Source organism: Solilutibacter silvestris, assembly GCF_050574925.1.
GTDB lineage: Bacteria > Pseudomonadota > Gammaproteobacteria > Xanthomonadales > Xanthomonadaceae > Solilutibacter > Solilutibacter silvestris_A.
Genome location: NZ_JBCMOO010000002.1, coordinates 546,692 through 567,896, shown reverse-complemented (window position 1 = coordinate 567,896; position 21,205 = coordinate 546,692). Strand labels below are relative to the sequence as shown.

At 65.7% G+C, this 21,205-nt stretch carries 16 protein-coding genes and 1 tRNA gene; 12 read left to right on the top strand and 5 right to left on the bottom strand.

From position 1 onward, the window contains the following. Nucleotides 1–73: 73 nt before the first annotated feature. Together uvrB and ABE093_RS03190 are read left to right on the top strand one after the other, a co-directional pair. Entirely contained in the window at nt 74–2,101 is a 2,028-nt protein-coding gene (gene uvrB, locus ABE093_RS03195; protein ID WP_430759397.1) for an excinuclease ABC subunit UvrB, read from the top strand. Between the two features lie 65 nt (nt 2,102–2,166). Continuing rightward, nucleotides 2,167–2,241, top strand: a tRNA-Val gene (locus tag ABE093_RS03190). A 98-nt stretch (nt 2,242–2,339) separates the two neighbouring features. Here the strand turns inward: ABE093_RS03190 and ABE093_RS03185 are convergent. From ABE093_RS03185 to ABE093_RS03175, 3 genes are all read right to left on the bottom strand, one after another. Beyond that, complete coding sequence (locus ABE093_RS03185; RefSeq protein WP_430759396.1) at nt 2,340–2,891, bottom strand: hypothetical protein; 552 nt, start codon at nt 2,889–2,891, stop codon at nt 2,340–2,342. Nucleotides 2,892–3,002: 111 nt separating this feature from the next. Further along, nucleotides 3,003–4,505 carry a PLP-dependent aminotransferase family protein gene (locus ABE093_RS03180; RefSeq protein ID WP_430759395.1) on the bottom strand — a complete coding sequence of 501 codons (1,503 nt, stop codon included), beginning with the start codon at nt 4,503–4,505 and terminating at the stop codon, nt 3,003–3,005. After that, nucleotides 4,502–5,821, bottom strand: coding sequence for an amidohydrolase family protein (locus ABE093_RS03175; RefSeq protein ID WP_430759394.1), 1,320 nt, complete (start codon nt 5,819–5,821; stop codon nt 4,502–4,504). The genes ABE093_RS03180 and ABE093_RS03175 overlap by 4 nt, the downstream gene beginning before the upstream one ends. 107 nt (nt 5,822–5,928) lie before the next feature. Here ABE093_RS03175 and leuS point away from each other — a divergent pair, with 107 nt between their 5' ends. The 6 genes from leuS to rlmH all read left to right on the top strand — a co-directional run bounded on the left by leuS (nt 5,929) and on the right by rlmH (nt 11,915). Next, nucleotides 5,929–8,670 carry a leucine--tRNA ligase gene (gene leuS, locus ABE093_RS03170; RefSeq protein WP_430759393.1) on the top strand — a complete coding sequence of 914 codons (2,742 nt, stop codon included), beginning with the start codon at nt 5,929–5,931 and terminating at the stop codon, nt 8,668–8,670. A 101-nt stretch (nt 8,671–8,771) separates the two neighbouring features. Then, entirely contained in the window at nt 8,772–9,275 is a 504-nt protein-coding gene (gene lptE, locus ABE093_RS03165) for an LPS assembly lipoprotein LptE (protein WP_430759392.1), read from the top strand. Nucleotides 9,276–9,296: 21 nt separating this feature from the next. Then, nucleotides 9,297–10,337, top strand: coding sequence for a DNA polymerase III subunit delta (holA, locus tag ABE093_RS03160; RefSeq protein ID WP_430759391.1), 1,041 nt, complete (start codon nt 9,297–9,299; stop codon nt 10,335–10,337). A 1-nt stretch (nt 10,338) separates the two neighbouring features. Next, nucleotides 10,339–11,022, top strand: a complete 684-nt coding sequence (gene nadD, locus ABE093_RS03155) for a nicotinate-nucleotide adenylyltransferase (RefSeq protein WP_430759390.1) — start codon at nt 10,339–10,341, stop codon at nt 11,020–11,022. A gap of 27 nt (nt 11,023–11,049) precedes the next feature. Next, on the top strand, nt 11,050–11,448 hold the full coding sequence (rsfS, locus tag ABE093_RS03150) for a ribosome silencing factor (RefSeq protein ID WP_430759389.1): 399 nt from the start codon (nt 11,050–11,052) through the stop codon (nt 11,446–11,448). Next, nucleotides 11,445–11,915 (top strand): 23S rRNA (pseudouridine(1915)-N(3))-methyltransferase RlmH, encoded by a 471-nt coding sequence (rlmH, locus tag ABE093_RS03145; RefSeq protein WP_430759388.1) that lies wholly within the window; start codon nt 11,445–11,447, stop codon nt 11,913–11,915. The genes rsfS and rlmH overlap by 4 nt, the downstream gene beginning before the upstream one ends. A gap of 44 nt (nt 11,916–11,959) precedes the next feature. On the opposite strand, the gene ABE093_RS03140 is transcribed toward rlmH, so the two are convergent. Then, entirely contained in the window at nt 11,960–12,673 is a 714-nt protein-coding gene (locus tag ABE093_RS03140) for an energy transducer TonB (RefSeq protein WP_430759387.1), read from the bottom strand. 155 nt (nt 12,674–12,828) lie between these two features. Next, nucleotides 12,829–13,566, bottom strand: coding sequence for an SIMPL domain-containing protein (locus ABE093_RS03135; protein ID WP_430759386.1), 738 nt, complete (start codon nt 13,564–13,566; stop codon nt 12,829–12,831). Between the two features lie 141 nt (nt 13,567–13,707). Between ABE093_RS03135 and ABE093_RS03130 the strand changes: the two genes are divergently transcribed. The 4 genes from ABE093_RS03130 (at nt 13,708) to tldD (ending at nt 21,204) form a co-directional block, all read left to right on the top strand. Continuing rightward, a complete protein-coding gene (locus ABE093_RS03130) occupies nt 13,708–14,277 on the top strand; it encodes a Maf family protein (protein WP_430759385.1) in 570 nt (189 codons plus the stop codon). Further along, a complete protein-coding gene (gene rng, locus ABE093_RS03125) occupies nt 14,274–15,764 on the top strand; it encodes a ribonuclease G (RefSeq protein WP_430759384.1) in 1,491 nt (496 codons plus the stop codon). The genes ABE093_RS03130 and rng overlap by 4 nt, the downstream gene beginning before the upstream one ends. A 12-nt stretch (nt 15,765–15,776) precedes the next feature. Continuing rightward, nucleotides 15,777–19,532: a YhdP family protein gene (locus ABE093_RS03120; RefSeq protein ID WP_430759383.1), complete on the top strand. Its 3,756-nt coding sequence runs from the start codon at nt 15,777–15,779 to the stop codon at nt 19,530–19,532. A 229-nt stretch (nt 19,533–19,761) separates the two neighbouring features. After that, entirely contained in the window at nt 19,762–21,204 is a 1,443-nt protein-coding gene (gene tldD, locus ABE093_RS03115; protein WP_430759382.1) for a metalloprotease TldD, read from the top strand. The last annotated feature ends 1 nt before the right edge of the window (nt 21,205 follow it).

The window sequence follows — 21,205 nt, the reverse complement described above, 5'->3', positions numbered from 1 at the left end:
CCCCGTCTCTGTGTGGGCGACGCGGTCCCCTACACTGGTTGATCCCCCACGTCCGCGGCCCCATTTCCTGCCCATGTCCGAAGACGCCGGTTTCCAGCTCGTTTCCCCCTACCAGCCCGCGGGCGACCAGCCGCAGGCGATCGAACGCCTGGTCGCCGGGTTCGAGGCCGGCCTGGCGCAGCAGACGCTCCTCGGCGTGACCGGGTCGGGCAAGACCTACACCATCGCGAATGTGGTGCAGCAGATCCAGCGGCCGACATTGGTGATGGCGCCGAACAAGACGCTGGCGGCGCAGTTGTACGGCGAGTTCAAGTCGTTCTTCCCGCACAACGCGGTCGAGTATTTCGTCAGTTATTACGACTACTACCAGCCGGAAGCCTACGTGCCGTCTTCCGACACCTATATCGAGAAGGACAGTTCGCTCAACGAACACATCGAGCAGATGCGGCTGTCGGCGACCAAGGCAATGCTGTCGCGGCGCGATGCGCTGGTCGTAGCGACGGTGTCGGCGATCTATGGTCTTGGCGATCCCGAGGACTACCTCAAGCTGCGCCTGATCCTCGCCACCGGCGAGCGCATCGGCCAGCGCGACCTGATCCGCCATCTCACCGAGTTGCAGTACACCCGCAATGACGTCGAACTGCGCCGCGGCACCTATCGCGTGCGTGGCGAGGTGATCGACGTGCATCCGGCGGAAAGCGACGACGAGGCCCTGCGCATCGAGCTGTTCGACGACGAGATCGAGACGCTGTCGCTGTTCGATCCGTTGACCGGTGAGATCCGCCGCAAGATCCCGCGCTACACGGTGTATCCGAAGACGCATTACGCCAGCACGCGCGAATCGACCCTGCGCGCGGTCGATACCATCAAGATCGAATTGGCCGATCACCTGAAGCTGCTGCACGAGCAGAATCGCCTGGTCGAGGCGCAACGCCTGCAGCAGCGCACGCAGTTCGATCTCGAGATGATGGCCGAGGTCGGTTACTGCAACGGCATCGAGAACTATTCCCGCCATCTCACCGGACGCGCGCCGGGCGAGCCGCCACCGACGCTGTTCGATTACCTGCCGCCCGATGCCCTGCTGGTGGTCGACGAATCGCATGTGACGATTCCGCAGATCGGCGCGATGTACAAGGGCGATCGTTCGCGCAAGGAAACGCTGGTGGAGTTCGGCTTCCGCCTGCCGTCGGCGCTCGACAATCGCCCCCTGCGTTTCGAGGAATGGGAGGAGCGCGCGCCGCGTTCGGTCTACGTGTCCGCCACGCCGGGAGCGTACGAAAAGGAGAAGTCGGGCGACAACGTGGTCGAGCTGGTGGTGCGCCCGACCGGACTGATCGATCCCGAGGTGGAAATCCGCCCGGTGGCGACGCAGGTCGACGATCTGCTGTCGGAGATCAACTTGCGCGTGGCGATGGGCGACCGCGTGCTGGTGACGACGCTGACCAAGCGCATGGCCGAGAACCTCACCGAATACCTGAGCGAACACGGCGTGCGCGTGCGCTACCTGCACTCCGACATCGAGACGGTGGAACGCGTCGAGATCATCCGCGACCTGCGCCTTGGTGCGTTCGACGTGCTGGTCGGCATCAACCTGCTGCGCGAAGGCCTCGACATGCCCGAGGTGTCGCTGGTGGCGATCCTCGACGCCGACAAGGAAGGCTTCCTGCGCTCGACCAATTCGCTGATCCAGACCATCGGTCGCGCGGCGCGCAACCTGCGCGGCAAGGCCATCCTCTATGCCGACCGCATCACCAACTCGATGCAGAAGGCGATCGACGAAACCGACCGTCGCCGCCAGAAGCAGGTCGAATACAACCTCGAGCACGGGATCACGCCGAAGTCGGTGACCACCGCGGTGCTCGATGTCATGGACGGCGCACGCGACGATTCGCCGGGACGCCGCGGGCGCGGCAAGGTCTCGCAGCGCCGGGTTGCCGAGGAGCGCGAGGACTACGCGACGATGACCGCAGCCCAGATCGACAAGCGGGTGAACGAGCTGGAGCAACGCATGTACCAGCACGCCCGCGACCTTGAATTCGAGGAGGCCGGGCGCCTGCGCGACCAGATCCGCCGGCTGCGCGACGCCGAATTGGCGGGATAGGGCAACAGTGGTTGAGAAAATCCGGCCAGCCCGTTAAACTTGTCGGCCTTGCGTGGCACCCACGCGGGCGGTTAGCTCAGCGGTAGAGCACTACCTTGACATGGTAGGGGTCACAGGTTCGAACCCTGTACCGCCCACCAAAATCAATAAGTTGCAATTGATTTGGAAAGAAAACCCCGGCCTGAAGCCGGGGTTTTCGTTTTTCTGCCGCGCCAGTTTCGTCCCCGACAGTCGCGAGTCATTTCAGCCGCGTCAGATCGGCCTTGAACGCCGTGGCCCAGGTGCGGCCACCGTCGCGGGAATAGGAAATCTCGAAACGATGGGCGTTGGCCGTGATGTCGGACCAGACGCCGCGGACCAGGAGGGTCCGTCCGTCGTGGACCGTCGTGCCGTAGAACTCGCCACGACCATCCTTGAAGCTGCCGATGGTCGGTGCTTCGATCCCGCCAGAATCGCCGTCGATGTAAGTCTGGCTCCATTGCCCGGCCTTGGCGTTGTAGACGAAGAGGGTTGCGCCCTCCCAATGCCCGTTCGGGCCGTCGGCTTCGATTTCCTCCAGCCAGGCGCGGCCGTTCCAGACCGGGCGTGCCGTCTTGGTGCCTTCCATGACCACGGTGTGGGTTCCGCCATCGAACGGATCGAGCACCTGGGTGGCATGGGTGTGCCAGACGCCGCGGGCAAAATCGAAATCGTGGACGCCATCCCTGACGGGTGCGGTGGCAGCGGCAAGTGGCAAACAGGCAAGCGCAGCGACGAACACGATTCCACGCAACAACAATTTCGATATCACGACGTTCTCCCTGTTACGGATTCAGGGCGTGACTGTAGGAAACTCCCCGGGTTTCCAGTTGGGCCAATCGGGGAAATCTGGAGTGGGCCACTCCATCGGAGGCGACTGCATTCAGAGCGCGCGACGCAATGCCTTCAGGCCCATCTCGATCCCGTCGAGATCGACGGCGCCATAACCGAACACCAGGCCTTGGGAAGTCGGCGTGTCGAGGAAATAGCGATCGAACGAATGCAATTGCACGTTCGTTTCCGCCAGGCGCGCGGTGACGCGCCCGAGATGCTTGCCCGCCGATGAGAACGCCGCCACGTGCATTCCGTAGTGGGATGGCATCGGCGAGAGTTCGCTTGGAAACAACGACTGGAGCATTTCCCGGACAAGGTCCCGCCGCGTCTTGTAGACCTTGCGGAGCTTGCGCACGTGACGCGCCAGGTGTCCGTCCGCGATGAAGCGCGCGACCGTCATTTGCGTCAGGGTCGGGCAATGCCAATCGAGGCAATTCTTCGCGGCGACCAGCGTCGGCATGGCCCAGCGCGGCGCTACCACGAATCCCAGCCGCAGCGCCGGCAGCATGCATTTCGAGAAGGTGCCGACGTAGAACACGTCGTCCGCCGCCGCGGTCGATCGCAATGCCTGCAACGGAGTGCCGTCGTAACGGAATTCGCCGTCATAGTCGTCCTCGATGATGACGGCCCCGTGTTTTCGCGCGAAGGCGAGCAATGCTGCGCGTCGTTGCGCGGACATCGATACGCCGAACGGGAATTGATGCGAGGGGCATACGCAGACGATGTGCGCGGAAGCAGGCAGGGCATCGACCACCAGTCCTTCCACGTCCACCGGTACCGGAACGACTTTCGCGCCTGCCGCAAGAAACGCCGCGCGCATGGGCGGATAGCCAGGATCTTCAATGGCGACAGTGGTGATCCCCGGTTTGACCAGCGTGCGTGCGAGGAGGTCGAACGCCTGCTGGGCGCCTGCGGTTACGAGTACGTCGTCGGGTTCGCAAACCACGGCGCGCGAGACGCCGATGTGCGTCGCGATGGCGGTCCGCAACGGGAAATGTCCCTGGTTGCCCTGCGGACTCTTGAAGACGGGTGGCTTGAGTTCCATGCGCCGGAGTTGCCTGACGCTGACGCGGCGAAATATCTCGAACGGGAACAATCGCGGATCGACCAGTGCAGGACGGAAATCCAGCGATGGGGCTGTCCGCGACGATGCTGCATGCGGGTTGTCGTGCCAGAAGCCGAGTCCCTGGATCAGCTCCGGCTGCAACCACAACGGGTTCAGGCGCGGATCGGTCGTGAGTCGCGTGGAAGCGGGATCGCGCCGTGGCCGTTGTTGCTTAGTCGCGACGTAGGTGCCGGATCCATGCCGCGGCAGTACCAGTCCTTCCACTGCCAGCCGTGCATAGACGCGGGCGATGGTATTCCTGGAGACGCCGAAGAAAGCCGCGGACTGGCGTTCGGCGGGGAGTCTTGTTCCCGGAACCAATCGGCCGTCGAGGATTGCAGCGCGCAATTGGGCGTGGACGGATTCCGAGGATCGCCGGCTGCCCCTGGGTGGAAGTTCGAAGGCGATTTCGAAAGGATTGCCGGTGGCATTCCCGTCGTTGTTCACGGGGACGGGGTTTGGCCGTTGAGGCGATACACCACGCCATCCTTCATCACGAAGCCGACCTTCTGCATCCGCTTGATGTCGTCGAGCGGATTGCCTTCGACCGCGATCACGTCGGCGAGCTTGCCGGCTTCGACGCTGCCGAGATCCTTGGACTTCTTCAGAAGTTCCGCGGCGTGCGTGGTCGCCGCCTGCAGCACGAACATCGGCGGCATGCCGGCTTCGACCATGTAGGCGAATTCCTGCGCGTTGCGGCCGTGGGGATAGACCGCGGCGTCGGTGCCGAAGGCGATCTTCACCCCAGCCTTGTAGGCCTTGCCCGCGGTGGCCTGGATGATCGGTCCGACTTGTTTTGCCTTCGCCGCGACCTGCGCCGGGTAGTAGCCAGGAACGTTGGCCATTTCCTGCACGTATTTGCCGGCGACGATGGTCGGGACGTACCAGGTGCCGTGTTCCTTCATCAGCTTCATGTCGGCGTCGTCCATGAAGGTGCCGTGTTCGATCGAGTCGACGCCGGCGATCACCGCGCGCCGGATCGCCTCGGCGCCGTGCGCGTGCGCGGCGACGGTGAAGCCGTAATCGTGCGCGGCCGCGACGATGGCCTTGATCTCCTCGATGGTCATCTGTGCGTTGTCGACGCTGCTGCTCTCGTCGAGCACGCCGCCCGAGGGCATGATCTTGATGACGTCGACGCCGTCCTTGTAATGCTGGCGAATCGCCTTGTAGGCGTCGTCGACATTGTTGATGATGCCGTCCTTGGGGCCGGGATCGCCTTGCAGGTCGGCGCGATAGCCGTCGGTGTCGTCGGCGTGGCCGCCGGTGGTGCCGATCGCGCCGCCCGCGGTGAAGATGCGCGGGCCGGGCACGATGCCGGCATTGATGGCGTTGCGCAGCGCGATCGAGGTGTTGGCGGAATCGCCGAGGTTGCGCACGGTGGTGAAGCCGGCGTCGAGCGTACGCCGGGCGTACACGGTTGAGCGGATGGCGTAGTCGGCGGGGTTCAGGCGGAACTGGTCGGTGTAGCCGGTCGGGCTGGTCTCGCTGGTGAGATGGGTATGGCTGTCGATCAGGCCGGGCAGGCAGGTGGCGCCGCCGAGCTCGATGGTGCGCGCGCCGGGGATGTCGATGCGGCCGGCCTGGACCTGGCGGATGCGCTTGCCCTCGGTGACGACCGTGGTCTCGCCGAGCAGGCGACCGGCGACGGTATCGACCAGATGGCCGCAGTGGAGGACGACGGGCGTGGGCGCAGTCGCGGTCTCCGCGGAAATGGCCGGCGTGGCGGCAAATACCAGCAGGAGGGCAGCGGGCAGGCGATGCATGGCGGTGGTCCCCGGGGAGTGCTTCGATGTTGGCATATCGGGCTTTGGCATGACGCCGGTGCTGCACTGCGGTAGTCTGGCAGACCGATTTCCTGCATGTTTCCGTCGTGACCGAACAACAGCATCCCGCCGAACCCAGCCATTACGACCCGATCCTGGTCGAATCCGCCGCCCAGCGGTATTGGGAGGCGCGGCATGCCTACGAGGTGACGGAAGACAAAAGCAAGCCGAAGTACTACTGCCTGTCGATGCTGCCGTATCCGTCGGGCGCGCTGCATGTCGGCCATGTCCGCAACTACACCATCGGCGACGTCATCAGCCGCCACAAGCGCATGACCGGCTTCAACGTGTTGCAGCCGATGGGTTGGGACGCCTTCGGCCTGCCGGCGGAAAACGCCGCGATCAAGAACAAGACGGCGCCGGCGAAGTGGACCTACGCCAACATCGAGCACATGCGCGCCCAGCTCAAGAGCATGGGCTACGCGATCGACTGGTCGCGCGAGTTCGCGACCTGCCGTCCCGATTACTACGTGCACGAACAGCGCATGTTCACCCGCTTGATGAAGCAGGGTATCGCCTATCGCAAGAACGCGGTGGTGAACTGGGATCCGGTCGACCAGACCGTGCTCGCCAACGAGCAGGTGATCGATGGTCGCGGCTGGCGTACCGGCGCGATCGTGGAGAAGCGCGAGATCCCGCAATGGTTCCTGCGCATCACCGATTACGCGCAGCAGTTGCTCGATGGCCTGGACGAACTGCCGGGCTGGCCGGATTCGGTCAAGACCATGCAGCGCAACTGGATCGGCCGCAGCGAAGGCCTGGAAATCCAGTTCCGCGTCGATGGCGAAGTCGAACCGTTGACGGTGTTCACCACGCGCCCCGACACCTTGATGGGCGTGACCTTCATCAGCATCGCCGGCGAACATCCGCTGGCGAAGAAGGCCGCCGCCAACAATCCGGAACTCGCCGCCTTCATCGCCGACCTCAAGCAGGGTGGCGTGTCCGAAGCCGAGCTGGAGACGCAGGAAAAACGCGGCATGGCCACCGGCCAATGGGCGATCCATCCGATCACCGGCGATGACGTGCCGGTCTACGTCGCCAATTTCGTGCTGATGGGCTACGGCACTGGCGCGGTGATGGCGGTGCCGGCGCATGACGAACGCGACTGGGAGTTCGCCAAGGCCTACGGCCTGCCGATCAAGCCGGTCATCGTTCCGCTGGCGGTGCGCGACGCGCTGGAGGAAATCTCCGCACACGAACAGAAGCATTCCGACGTGATGCAGGCGGCGCTCGGCGTGCAGACCGCGCTCGACGTTTATGAAAACGACGCTGCGGTACAGGTCGTTTCCGATTACCTGCGTTCGATCAACGATGACGGCGCGGCGACCGAGCGTGGCTGGCTGATCAACTCCGGCGACTTGAACGGCATGGACTACGACCAGGCCTTTGATGCGCTGGCCAAGGAATTCGAAGCCGATGGCCGCGGCCAGCGCCGGGTGAATTTCCGCCTGCGCGACTGGGGTGTGTCGCGCCAGCGTTATTGGGGTTGCCCGATCCCGGTGATCTACTGCGCCAAGTGCGGCGCGCTGCCGGTGCCGGAAGACCAGCTGCCGGTGGTGCTGCCGGAAGACGTCGAATTCATGGGTACCGGATCGCCGATCAAGGCCGATCCCGAGTGGCGCAAGACGACATGCCCGCAGTGCGGTGGCGCGGCCGAGCGCGAGACCGACACCTTCGACACCTTCATGGAGTCGAGCTGGTACTACGCGCGCTACACCTCGCCGGGCGCGAAGGACATGGTGGACGATCGCGCCAATTACTGGCTACCGGTCGATCAGTACATCGGCGGCATCGAGCACGCCATCCTCCACCTGATGTATTTCCGCTTCTTCCACAAGCTGCTGCGCGATACCGGCATGGTCCACAGCGACGAGCCGGCGACGCGCCTGCTGACGCAGGGCATGGTGATCGCCGAGACCTTCTATCGCGAAGGCGAGGATGGCCGGAAGGAGTGGATCAATCCCGCCGATGTCGAGCTCGAGCGCGACGAGCGCGCGCGCATCGTCGGCGCGACCTTGAAGTCGGACGGCAAGCCGGTGCAGATCGGCGGCACCGAGAAGATGTCGAAGTCGAAGAACAACGGCGTCGATCCGCAGGTGCTGGTCGAGCAGTACGGCGCCGACACCGTGCGCCTGTTCTCGATGTTCGCGGCGCCGCTGGAGCAGTCGCTGGAATGGAGCGAGGCCGGCGTCGAAGGCATGAGCCGCTTCCTGCGCAGGGTCTGGCGCGAAGTGCATCGCCACGTCGAGGGGCCGGATCATCCCGAGCTCGATGCCGCGCAGTTGAACGATGCCCAGCGCACGCTGCGTCGCCAGGTCCACGAAACCATCGCCAAGGTCGGCGACGACTACGGCCGTCGCCACAGCTTCAACACCGCGATCGCCGCGCTGATGGAGTTGCTCAACGCGATCTCGCGCTACGACGACAACAGCCCGCAGGGTCGCGCGGTCTGGCACGAGGCGCTGGATGCGCTGGTGCTGATGCTCAACCCGGTCACGCCCCACATCAGCCACGCGCTGTGGCAGGCGCTGGGCCATCCGGAAACGGTGCTGGAAGACGTGCCGTTCCCGCAGGCCGACCCGAGCGCACTGGTCCGCACCAGCGTGACGCTGGCGGTGCAGGTCAACGGCAAGCTGCGCGGCACCATCGAGATGGCAGTGGATGCCCCGCGCGAGGCGGTCGAGGCCGCGGCGATGGCGGAGCCCAACACCGCGAAGTTCCTCGAAGGGCAGACGGTGCGCAAGGTGATCGTGGTGCCGGGGAAGATCGTCAATATTGTCGCAGGCTGACCGGAGAGCCGGCCTTTAAAGCCCGTTCCCGGTCGCGGCGCTACACTGGCGCCTCCCGACCGCATCGCGATCCCGAGCCCATGAAGAAACCGGCTGTTTCCGTGTTCGTTGTATCCGTGCTTGCCCTGGCCCTGTCCGGCTGTGGATTCCATCTGCGCGATGCGGTGCAGTTGCCGTCCGACCTCGGCCCGGTGCGCGTTGTCAGCGCGGATCCCTACAGTCCGCTGGCGGAAATGCTGTCGGAATCGATGACGCGTGCGGGCGCGGTCCCGGCCGACCCCAAGGAATCGGTTGGCGTGGCGACGCTGGAAGTGATTTCCGAACGCTGGGGTGATATCCCGATCTCGCTCGACCAGTACGGCCGTGCCCAGGAGTTCAGCCTGCGCTATGCGGTGATCTTTGCCCTGCGCGGCGCCAACGGCAAGGACGTGGTGCCGCAGCAGGCGATCGAGCTCACCCGCGATTACGTCGCGCCCGCGGCCGACGCCGTCGGCAAGGCCAGCGAACACGAGTTGCTGGCGAAGGAAATGCGCCGCGACATGGCGGCGTCGGTGATGCGCCGGATCGACGCGGTCTCGCGCAAGATCAACCGCCAAGGCCAGTAACGGGCGCGCTGGCAGGACCGAGTGGAACTCAAGCCCGACCGACTGGCGGCACAGCTCGAACGCGAACCGTTGCGCCCGGCCTATCTGATCGCCGGTGCCGAGCCGTTGCTGGTCCTGGAAGCCGCCGATGCCGTTCGGGCGAAAGCGCGCGCCGAGGGCTGCACCGAGCGTGAAGTCTTCGAGGCCGACGACCGCAGCTTCGACTGGGACGAGGTCAGCGCGAGCTTCCAGGCGATGGGCTTGTTCAGCCGGTTGCGGCTGATCGACCTGCGACTGCCCACCGGCAAGCCGGGCAAGGACGGCGCCGAAGTGATTTCGACGTTCTGTGCCGATCCGCCCGCCGATACCATCCTGCTGGTGACCGCCAACGAATGGAGCAAGGCGCACGCCGGCAAGTGGAGCGAAGCCATCGCCCGCATTGGCCACATCGCGATCGCATGGCCGGTGAAGCCGCACGAATGGAGCGAATGGATCGAGCGCCGCCTGCGCATGCGCGGCGTGCAGGCCGATCGTGATGCAGTGGAGCACCTGGCCGGGCGTACCGAAGGCAACCTGCTGGCGGCGGCGCAGGAAATCGACAAGCTCGCGCTGCTGGTCGATCCCGGCGAAGTGCTGGGCGTCGAACGGATGGACGCACTGGTCGCCGATGCTGCGCGTTTCGACGTGTTCCGCCTGGTGGATGCCGCACTGGTCGGACAGCCGGCGCAGGTGGCGCGCATGCTCGCGACGTTGCGTGCGGAAGGATTGGCGGTCCCGGCATTGCTCGGCATGGTGGTGATGGAGCTGCAGCGCCTCGCCGCGTTGTCGCGGGTGCAGGCGCGCGGCGGCAACCTGATGGCGGAGTTCAAGGCGCAGCGCGTCTGGGACAGCAAGCAGGCGGTGTACAAGCGCGCGCTGGGTCGCCATGCGGCGGGACACTGGGACGCATTGCTCGCCGAAATCGGGCGGGTCGATCGCGCGTCGAAAGGGCGCGCACCGGGCGATCCCTGGCAGTTGCTGGAACGCGTGCTGCTGGCGGTCGCCGAGCCGCGAGCGTTCAAGCTGATCGCCGTACACGCCTGACGTGACGCTGCGCATCCTCTACGGCGGCACCTTCGATCCGATCCACAACGGCCATCTCGCGGTGGCACTGCATGCGCGCGATGTGCTGCATGCCGAGGTATCGCTGTTGCCGGCACGCGATCCGCCGCACAAAGGACCCACATCCGCTGCCGCCGACGACCGCGCACGGATGTGCGAACTGGCGGTCGCCGGCCTCGAAAGCATCGATGTCGACGCGCGTGAACTGCATCGCGACACACCATCCTGGACCATCGATACCCTGCGCGAATTGCGTGGGGAGATCGGCGATCGCGCGCCGCTGGCGCTGCTGGTCGGGGCCGACAGTTTCCTCGGCCTGCCGACCTGGAAGGAATGGCGGGAGCTGCCGAAGTTCGCGCATTTCGTCATCGCCGAGCGGCCCGGTTTCGACCTGGATGCGGCGATGTCGCCGGAACTGGCAGCCGAGTTCGGCCCGCGTTTCACCGCGTCCGCCCAGGCCCTGCACGGCGCGCCTGCCGGGCTGGCCTTCCGCCTGCGCCAGCCGGCCACGCCGGAATCGGCCACCGAGCTGCGCCGGCGCATCGCCGCAGGCGAGCCCTGGCAGGACTGGGTGCCGCCCGCGGTCGCCGGCTATATCGTCCGGAATTGCTTGTATGACCCCGCCTGTATGGGGCCGGCTGCGACCCCGCCGCCCGGACATTTATAATTGGCCCGAGTCCCCGGAAGCCCGACTTTGGCCAACAATCAAGCGCACGTCATCAAGACCCAGCTCCCCAATCCGCCGCCACCGGTGGATGTTTTGCTCAAGCACGTCCGCACCGCGGTCGAGAACCTCAAGGCCAACGACATCGTCGAGATCGATGTCCGCGGCAAGACCAGCGTCTGCGATTACCTGGTGATCGCTTCGGGCACGTCGACGCGCCACGTCAAGTCGATCGCCGACGAAGTGGTGCGCGAAGCGAAGAAGCTCGACTGCCAGCCGCTGGGCGTCGAAGGCGAGCGCGAAGCCGAGTGGGTGCTGGTCGATCTCGGCGACGTGGTCGCCCACGTGATGCTGCCGCGCGTGCGCGAGTTCTACGCGCTGGAGCGACTGTGGACGGTCGGTGACGAGCCGCCCTCCGAGTCTGCTTGAAGGCGAAACTGATCGCCGTCGGCGAACACGCGCCCGCGTGGGTTGCACAGGGGTTCGCCGATTACCAGAAACGATTGCTGCATGGACTTCCACTGGAACTGGTGGAGGTCGAGCCCGGCGTGCGTGGCAAGGGTCGCGATGCCGCGCGCGCGATGAGCGATGAAGGCGCCCGCGTGCTGGGGGCGATTCCGCGCGGCACGTGGGTGGTCGCGCTCGACGGGCGCGGCAAGGCCCACAGTTCGGAACAGCTGGCACAGCGCATGGAACACTGGCGCGGGCAGGGGCGCGATCTCGTTTTCCTGATCGGCGGGCCGGAAGGGCACGCTGCCGACGTCATCGCGCGCGCCGACGAGCACTGGTCGCTGGGGCCGCTGACGTTGCCGCACATGCTGGTGCGATTGCTGGTGGCGGAGCAGCTGTATCGCGCGGTGTCGATCCTGGGGAATCACCCGTACCACCGTGCATGAAACAACACGCGCTGGCCATGCGTCGAGCCAGCGCGTGCCACCCCTCAGCGATTGAGCGTGAAGTTCACCGGCACCCGGCCGATCGCGCGCACGGCATGGCCGTTCTGCATCGCTGGCTGGAAGCGCCATGCACGCAACACCTGTTCGCGCGCGGCGCGATCGAGTTCGCGCGAGCCGCTGCTGGTCGCGATCACGACATCGATCGGCTTGCCGTTCTCGTCCACCGTCACCTCCAGGATCACCGTGCCTTCGATATTGTCGCGAAGGGCATTGCGCGGATAGACGGGTGCGGGCGCGCTCGCATAGGCGAGTTGCGATCCGCGTAATGTTGGAATCTCGGTCTTCGGCTCGACCACGGCTTCGGTCGTGCCACCACCGCTTGCAACCACCGTGCCGGATGTCGAATCCGTGCTGGCGGCAATCGGAGGCGCGTCATTGCTCGCGACCGCGGTGTTCGTCCCGGTCGGCGGAGTCACCGTGGGCGGCCGTGTTACGGGATCAGGCGTCATCCGCGGTGGACGATGGGTCACGTCGACCGGAACCAGCGGGGGTGGGGGCGTCGCGGGCAGAACGATGATGATTGGCGTGCGTTGCTCGATGCGCCCGGGATCGGGAATGCGCGTCGGCGCGAGCAGCAATCCGGCGGCGATCACGTGGATGGCGATGACGGCGCTGAAGGCGCCGATGCGGGCGAAATCGAGCCGATCGTCCTGTTGCAGGGTCCTGGCGCGGGACAACGCGAGCGTTTGCGACTGCATGATCCACCTCCGGTTTGTTGAGCCTGTGGACTACAACGCGCGACGCGCGACAACGGGGTTGGGGTCGCGCACTTCGACAGTGCGCCGATCAATCGACTGCTTGCAAGGGAACGTAAGCGGGTGGCGCAACCGGCCACCCGCTGCGGTGCGCGTACTTAGCGCCCCAGCTCGAACACCACGTTGAGGTGTGCCGAGAGGTTGGCTTCGCCCGGCGAGACTTCGGTGTCGGCCGCCGGTGCCGCTGCTGCCATCGCCTTCATCGCCATCATCGGGATCGGGCGCGGGAAGCTCGACCCACTCTCGTCGATGCTGACGATCCGGCGCACGCGCAGGCCCAGCGCCTTGGCGTACATCTCCGCACGCGCCTGCGCCTTCTCCAGCGCGCCACGGCGTGCCTCGTCATAGGCCTCGTCCGGCTTGTCGACTTCGAACGACGGGCCATTGAGATCGTTGGCGCCGGCCGCGACCAGGCTGTCCATCACCTTGCCGAGCTTGGCGATGTCGCGCACCTTCACGCTGACGGTATTGCGTGCCTCGTAGCCGGTGATCTTCGGCGGCTTGTTGGGCGTGTAGTTGTAGTTCGGATTGAGGTTCACGCCGCTGGTCTGGATGTCGCGCTCGGCGACGCCGGCGGCCTTGATGGCGGCCATCACCTTGGTCATCTGGTTGGCGTTATCGCGCATCGCGGCGTTGGCATCGGCGGCGCGGGTGACCACGCCGGTCGAGATCGTCGCCACGTCGGGGACGCGCTTGGAAGAGCCGTCGGCCGAGACCGAGAGCAGGGTGCCGTCGCTGTTGGCGATGGTGGCTTGCGGGGTGGGCTGGGCGTCGAGAGTCATGGGGACAAGGGCGGCAAGGGCGAGGGAAAGTGCGAGCGGGCGAAACGGACGCATGGTGGGCTCCTGAAAAGTTCACGTTGGTACATGACTGGTTAACGGTTAGTGATTCGCGACGGGGTTGGGTGGCCCGGAAATGTTGCCCGGTGTTCAGCCGCCGGGGGAGGCCGGGCGGCCCTCGCACGGTATCCTTGCACCATGCTGCATCTTGCCTCGCGCTCCCCTCGCCGGTCGGAACTGTTGGCCCGTCTGGGGCTGGCGTTCGGCGTGCTCGATCTCGACGTTCCCGAAGTCCGCGCCGAAGGCGAACCGCCGGAGGATTATGTCCGCCGCGTCGCTCGCGAGAAGGCCGGCGCGGGCTTGCTGCAGCTCTCCGGACAGCGCGATGCCTGGGTGCTTGCCGCCGATACCGAAGTGGTGCTGGACGACATTGTTTTCGGCAAGCCCGTCGATCGCGATGATGCCGCCCGCATGTTGCAACTGCTCGCCGGTCGCCCGCATACGGTGATTTCCGCCGTGTGGCTGGTGTCCGCCTCCCGGGAGTTGCAGGTAGTGTCGAAATCGACGGTCACGTTCGGCGAACTTCCGGCGACCGTGCTCGACTGGTATCTCGACACCGGCGAGTGGCAGGGCAAGGCGGGCGCCTACGGCATCCAGGGCGCGGCGCAGGTCTTCATCACCCATCTCGATGGCAGCCACAGCGGGGTGATGGGCCTGCCGCTGGCGGAAACATCACGTCTGTTGGCGCAAGCAGGAGTCTGGCCATGACCGAAGAAATCCTGGTCAACGTCACTCCGCGCGAAACCCGCGTCGCCGTGGTCGAGAACGGCATGCTGCAGGAATTGCACATCGAACGCGGCTGGCGTCGCGGCGTCGTCGGCAACATCTACAAGGGCAAGGTCCAGCGGGTGATGCCGGGGATGCAAGCGGCTTTCGTCGACATCGGCCTGGCGCGCGCGGCCTTCCTGCACGCCAACGACATCCTGCGGGCGATGCCGGCGATCCCGAACGAAGACGGCGCCACCGCTGCCGAAACCCCGGCGCCTCCAACCCGACCGATCACCGAACTGCTGCGCGATGGCCAGGACATCGTGGTGCAGGTGGTCAAGGACCCGATCGGCAGCAAGGGTGCGCGTTTGACGATGCAGCTGAGCGTGCCGTCGCGCTACCTGGTGATGTTGCCGCAGTCGAAAGTGGTCGGCGTGTCGGCGCGCATCGAGGACGATGCCGAACGCGCACGATTGAAGGGCTTGGTCAGCGAGCTGGCGATGACCGGCGGTTCCGGTTTCATCATCCGCACCAATGCCGAAGGACAGCCGGCGGAAGCGCTGGCCGAAGACATCGCCTATCTGTCGCGGGTGTGGGGCCTGGTCGAGGAGCGCGCGCGCAACGCGCCGGTGGGCACCTGCATCTACGACGACCTGAGCCTGCCGATGCGCGCGGTGCGCGACCTGATGCGTCGCGACGTCGAGAAGGTGAAGGTGGATTCGCGCGAAACCTGCGAGAAGCTGCGGGTGTTCGCCGCGCAATACATGCCGGGCCTTGCCGAACGCATCGAGCTTTACAGCGGCGCGCGTCCGATCTTCGATCTCTACGGCGTCGAGGACGAGATCCAGCGCGCGCTGCAGAAGGAAGTGCCGCTGAAGTCGGGCGGCTACCTCGTCATCGACCAGACCGAGGCGATGACCACGGTCGACGTCAACACCGGCAGTTTCGTCGGCCAGCGCACGCTCGAGGAAACCGTCTATCGCACCAATCTCGAAGCGGCACAGGCGGTGGCGCGGCAACTGCGCCTGCGCAACCTCGGCGGCATCATCATCATCGACTTCATCGACATGCACGATCCCGAGCATCGCCGCCAGGTGTTGCGGATGCTGGAGAAGTCGCTGTCGAAAGACCACGCCAAGACCACCGTCTACGATTTCTCGCCGCTCGGCCTGGTCGAGATGACGCGCAAGCGCACGGTGGAATCGCTGGAGCGTCAGTTGTGCGAACCGTGTCCGGCCTGCAATGGCCGCGGCACGCTGAAGACCGCGGAAACGGTGACCTACGAAATCTTCCGCGAGATCACCCGGGCCGTGCGCCAGTTCGATGCCGAGCGCCTGCTGGTGATCGCGTCGCCGGCGGTGGTCAATCGCATCACCGAGGAAGAATCGACCGCCGTCGCCGAGCTCGAGGAATTCCTCGGCAAGTCGATCCGCTTCCAGCAGGACGACCAGTACGTGCAGGAGCACTACGATGTCGTCCTGCTGTAAGACCCCGTTCTGATGCGGCGGCATATCCACCTCGCGGGCAAATCGCTCTATTACGCGATCGGTGTGTGCCTGTTGTTGCTGGCGTTGCTCACCGCGGCGTTGAGCCGGGTGATGCCATGGATCGAAGAACACCCGAACGAAGTGCGCGCATGGTTGAGCGAACGCGCTGGACGCCCGGTGCAGTTCTCCAGCGTGCACGCGCACTGGACGCGTCGTGGTCCCTTGTTGTCGTTGCGCGATCTCACCGTCGGTTCGCCTGACAATCCGTTGCGGCTCGGCGATGCCGAATTGCTGGTCTCCCAGTACACCGGCTGGCTGCCGGGCAATCGCCTCACCGAACTGCGCCTGCGCGGCATCCACGTCAACCTGCAGCGCGACGACGATGGCACCTGGCATGTGCGCGGTTTGCCGGGGCAGACCAATGGTGGCGATCCGCTGACCACGCTCGAACCGCTGGGCGAGTTGCAGGTGATCGGCGGCAGCCTGACGCTGGATGCGCATTCGCTGGGATTGCACGCCGACATTCCGCGCATCGACGTCCGTACGCAGGTCAACGGCGCGCGCGTGCGCGTCGGCATGCGCGGCTGGCTGAAGGGCGTCGCGACGCCAACCTTCGCCACGATGGATTTCGATCGCCACAGTGGCGACGGTCGCGTCTATGTCGGCAGTCGCGGTCTCGACCTGAAGGGTTACCAGGGCTTCCTGCAGTTGTTCGGCGTCGCGCTGGCCGGTGGCCACGGCAGCGGCGAGGCGTGGCTGGACGTGGGCGCACGCCGGGTGACGAAATTGGTGAGCCGCAGCGATTTCAGCGATGTGCTGTTGCGTTCGAGCACACCGGGATCGACCGCCACGCCGGTGCTGTTGCAGCGCGTGCAAGGGTTGGCCGGTTATCGCCATTCCGGCACGGATTGGCGCATGGACGTGCCGACGCTCACCATCACCCGTGCGGGCACGACGCAGGCGCTGGATGGTTTGAGCGTTGCAGGCGGCGATCGTCTTTCGGCCGCGGTGGCGCGCGTCGATCTGCCGATGGTGGCGTCGATCGCGGCATTGTCGGACCGGGTTCCCGCGGGTCTCGCGCGCTGGCTGGCGGAAGCGCAGCCGCAGGGCAGCCTGCGTGACGTGCGCCTGGCCGGAAGCGCGGACCAGCCGCGCGTGACCGCAACAGCCGATCGTGTCGGCTTCCGCGCGGTTGGCCATGCCCCGGGCGTGAGCGGCGTGAGCGGGCGCATGGTCGGCGATCGCGATGGCGGCGCGCTGGCGCTCGATCCGACAAGTCGTTTCACCTTCGATTGGCCCAGCGGTTTCGGCGTGCCGCACACATACCAGCCCAACGGCAACATCGTCTGGTATCGCGATGGCGATGGTTTCGGTTTCGGCACCGACGCCTTGCATCTGTCATCGCCCGACGTCTCGGTGGATGCGCGCGGCGGCTTGCGCTGGCAGGGCGATGGCACCCGACCGCTGATCGGCATCGCCGCCGATGTCACCAGCCAGACGCCGGTGACGGCATCGCACGGCTACTGGGTGAACTACATGATGCCGAAGGCGACCGTCGACTGGTTGAACATGGCATTGGTCGGCGGCCATATCGAACGCGCGCACGCAGTGGTGTCCGGCGATCTCGACGACTGGCCGTTCCGCAACAACAGCGGCCTGTTCGAAGTCGATGCCGACGTCCGCGACGCGGTGTTGAAGTTCCAGCCCGATTGGCCCGAATTGCGCGGCAAGCTCACGCACGTGCAATTCCTCGGCGCCGGCATGCACATCGAAACCGATGGCACCATCGCCGGGGTCAACGTCACCCATGCGGTGGCCGACATTCCCAATTTCGACAAGGCCGAGTTGACCATCAAGGCCGATGGCAATGGCGACGCCAAGCAGATGCTGGAGATGCTGCGCCAGAGTCCGTTGGAGAAGGATCTCGGATCGGTGTTCGCGCAACTCGATGTCGGCGGCCCGGCGCGCACCAGCCTCACCCTGTTCCTGCCGTTCCACGACGATCTGCCCTACAAGCTAGACGGCATCGCCATGCTGGACGGCGCCAAGCTCGCGCATCGTGAATATGGCCTGCGCTTCGACAACGTGCGAGGCAGTGCGAAATACGATCGCAGCGGTTTCGTCGCCGATGGCTTGAACGTGGTGCACGAAGGCCAGCCGGGCACGCTCGACCTGCGCGCGGGTGGCGATGTCCGCGACCACGGCAACGTGTTCGAAGCCGCGCTCGAAGGCACGTTCGGTGCGCGCGAATTGCTGGCGCGCGTGCCCGACCTGAAATGGATGCAGCCGCATGTCGATGGACGTTCGCGCTGGACGGTGGCGGTGGACGTGCCGAAGGGCGCGAGCGCGACGACGGTCAACCATGTCGAGTTGCGCTCGGACCTGTTGGGAACGAAGCTTGATCTCCCCGCGCCATTCGCGAAGGTCGCGGCAACGACGATGCCTTCCGTCATCACCTTGCCGCTGCCGCTGGGGCAGGGCGAGATCGGAGTGAAGCTGGGTCGCGTCGTGAACGTGCGCGCGCGCAGCGCGAACGGTCACACCGGCATCGCCATGGCGATGGGCGACGGCAGTCCCGAAACGCCGCCCGATTCCGGGCTGGTGGTGACCGGGCATGCTCCGAGCCTGGATGCGCCGGCATGGCTGGCGATGACCGGTGGCGATGACAGTTCCTTCTCCCTCAAACGCCTGGACATCACCACCGATCGCCTGTTGCTGGGTGCAGCGACATTCCCGGCATCGCGCCTGCGGATGACGCCGAGCGGCAACGGTTATCTGGTGCAGGTGCAGGGGGATGCCTTGCAAGGGCAGTTGACGATTCCCAATGCAAGCAATGCCACCATCAGCGGCAAGTTCGATCGCGTGCATTGGACGTCGTCGCCGGGCGGTGCGGCAGCGACGGCATCGGCGTCTTCTTCAAGCAACGACATCGATCCCGCGCACATTCCGCCGTTGGCACTCGATATCAACGACTTGCGCATCGGTGCCCTTGCATTCAACACCGCGGTGTTGCGCACGCACCAGGTCGCCGGCGGATTGCAGGTGGATCGACTCGACCTGCAATCGCGCCAGCAGCATCTCGCCGCCACCGGCAGTTGGCTTGGAACGGGGCGCGCCGCACAGACGCGCGTACAGGCCCGGCTCGATACCCAGGATTTCGGTGCGCTGCTCGACGGATTGGGAATGAAAGGACAACTCGGCGACGGCAAGGGCAGCGTGCTGCTCGACCTGCGCTGGCCCGGCGCACCGATTGATGCCAGCGGCGCGACATTGGCGGGATCGATGAACATCGACATGCGCGACGGGCAACTGGTGAAGGTGCAGCCCGGCGTCGGTCGCGTGCTCGGCCTGCTCAGCCTCGCCCAGTTGCCGCGCCGGCTCACGCTCGACTTCCACGATTTCTTCGACAGCGGCTTCCGTTTCAACAGCGTCACCGGCGACATCCGTTTCGACGGCGGCAAGGCGCACAGCAACAACCTGGCGATCAAGGGATCGGCGGCCGACATCCGCATCGAGGGTGCGGCGGACATGGCCGCGCAGCAGTTCGACCAGACCATTCATGTCTATCCCAAGACCGGCAACGTCCTGACCGCGGTCGGCGCGTTGACCGGCGGTCCGGTGGGCGCGGCGATCGGCGCGGTGGCCGGGGCGGTATTGCGCAAGCCCTTCAGCCAGATGGCCGAAAAGACCTATCGCGTCACCGGGCCGTGGAGCGATCCGAAAGTGCAGGAAACCGGGAAAGCGGCGGCGCAAGCGCCTGCGCGGTGAGTGTTTCGCAATCGCCCTTGCGGTCGCGGGTGGCCTATCCCGTGCGCGACACGCCGTGAATACATCCATGTAGGCTCGTCCGCCGCATCCATGCGGCGGAACGGTCGCACCCGAGACAGGCCACCCACGCCCCGGGCGATTGTTTGGCTCCGCGTGCGCTGGCGCTTGATTTTCCGCGCTTTCATCCCGACATGAGATGATCGCTTCCTCGTTTCCTGCCGGGAAATCCATGCAAAATCCGCTCCAGATCGCCAGTTCCACCTTGCTGGTTCCGTCCGGGCTCGACCTGCAACGACTCGATCCCGCATTCGCCGCGCTGATGGGCAAGGGCATCGATTTCGGCGACCTCTATTTCCAGCACGCCAGACGCGAGAGTTGGAGCATCGAGGACGGCATCGTCAAGGACGGCGCGCACTCCATCGACCAGGGCGTCGGCGTGCGTGCGATCAGTGGCGAGAAGACCGGTTTTGCCTATTCCGGCGACATCAGCGCGCAGGCCTTGCTGGAAGCCGCTGGCGCCGCGCGCGCGATCGCCCGCGATGGCGGGCTCCATGCGCCGCAGGCGCTGGTGTCGCGCACGCAGGGCGCGTTGTATCCCGCGCTCGACCCCGTCGATGCCTTGTCGAACGATGCCAAGGTCGATGCCTTGCGCAAGGTCGATGCCCTGGTGCGCAGTCTCGATCCGCGCGTGAAGCAGGTGATGGTCGGGATCTCCGGTGGCGTCGACACCGTGCTCGTCGCCAACAGCGCAGGCGTGCTCGCCGCCGACGTGCGTCCTCTGGTGCGGATGAACGTGCAGGTGATCGTCGAGCAGAACGGTCGCCGCGAATCCGGCTATGCGGGATTCGGCGGACGCTATTCGTACGAAGAATTATTGGGCAACGGCAAGCCGGAAAAATTCGCGCGCGAGGCCTTGCGCGCCGCGCTGCTGAATCTCGAGGCGGTCGATGCGCCGGCCGGCGTGATGCCGGTGGTGCTCGGCAACGGCTGGACCGGCGTGCTGCTGCACGAGGCGGTCGGTCACGGCCTGGAAGGCGATTTCAACCGCAAGGGCACCTCGACCTACGCCGGGCGCATGGGCCAGCGCGTGGCGTCGCCGGGCGTGACGATTGTTGATGACGGCACGCTCGCCGGTCGCCGCGGTTCGCTCAACATGGACGACGAAGGCACGCCCACCAACTGCACGACGCTGATCGAAGACGGCGTGCTCACCGGCTACATGCAGGACACGCTCAACGCGCGCCTGATGGGCGCGAAGTCGACCGGCAACGGTCGTCGCGAGTCGTACGCGCATACCGTGATGCCGCGCATGACCAATACCTACATGCTTGCGGGCACGCATTCGCCCGAAGACATGATCCGCAGCGTGAAGCGTGGCCTGTATGCGGTGAACTTCGGCGGCGGCCAGGTCGACATCACCAGCGGCAAGTACGTGTTCTCCGCCACCGAGGCCTATCTGATCGAGGATGGCAAGGTCACCGCGCCGGTCAAGGGCGCGACGCTGATCGGCAACGGTCCCGAGACGATGCAGCGGGTGACGATGGTCGGCCACGATCTCGCGCTCGACGATGGCGTGGGCGTCTGCGGCAAGGATGGGCAGTCGGTACCGGTCGGCGTCGGCCAGCCGTCGCTGCTGATCAGCGAGATGACCGTGGGCGGAACGCAGGCGTGAA

Coding starts and splice junctions, on each gene's coding strand:
- uvrB (WP_430759397.1), top strand. CDS start 74: ATGTCCGAAGACGCCGGTTTCCAGCTCGTTTCCCCCTACCAGCCCGCG.
- ABE093_RS03175 (WP_430759394.1), bottom strand. CDS start 5,821: ATGCATCGCCTGCCCGCTGCCCTCCTGCTGGTATTTGCCGCCACGCCG.
- ABE093_RS03140 (WP_430759387.1), bottom strand. CDS start 12,673: ATGCAGTCGCAAACGCTCGCGTTGTCCCGCGCCAGGACCCTGCAACAG.
- ABE093_RS03135 (WP_430759386.1), bottom strand. CDS start 13,566: ATGCGTCCGTTTCGCCCGCTCGCACTTTCCCTCGCCCTTGCCGCCCTT.
- ABE093_RS03130 (WP_430759385.1), top strand. CDS start 13,708: ATGCTGCATCTTGCCTCGCGCTCCCCTCGCCGGTCGGAACTGTTGGCC.
- rng (WP_430759384.1), top strand. CDS start 14,274: ATGACCGAAGAAATCCTGGTCAACGTCACTCCGCGCGAAACCCGCGTC.
- ABE093_RS03120 (WP_430759383.1), top strand. CDS start 15,777: ATGCGGCGGCATATCCACCTCGCGGGCAAATCGCTCTATTACGCGATC.
- tldD (WP_430759382.1), top strand. CDS start 19,762: ATGCAAAATCCGCTCCAGATCGCCAGTTCCACCTTGCTGGTTCCGTCC.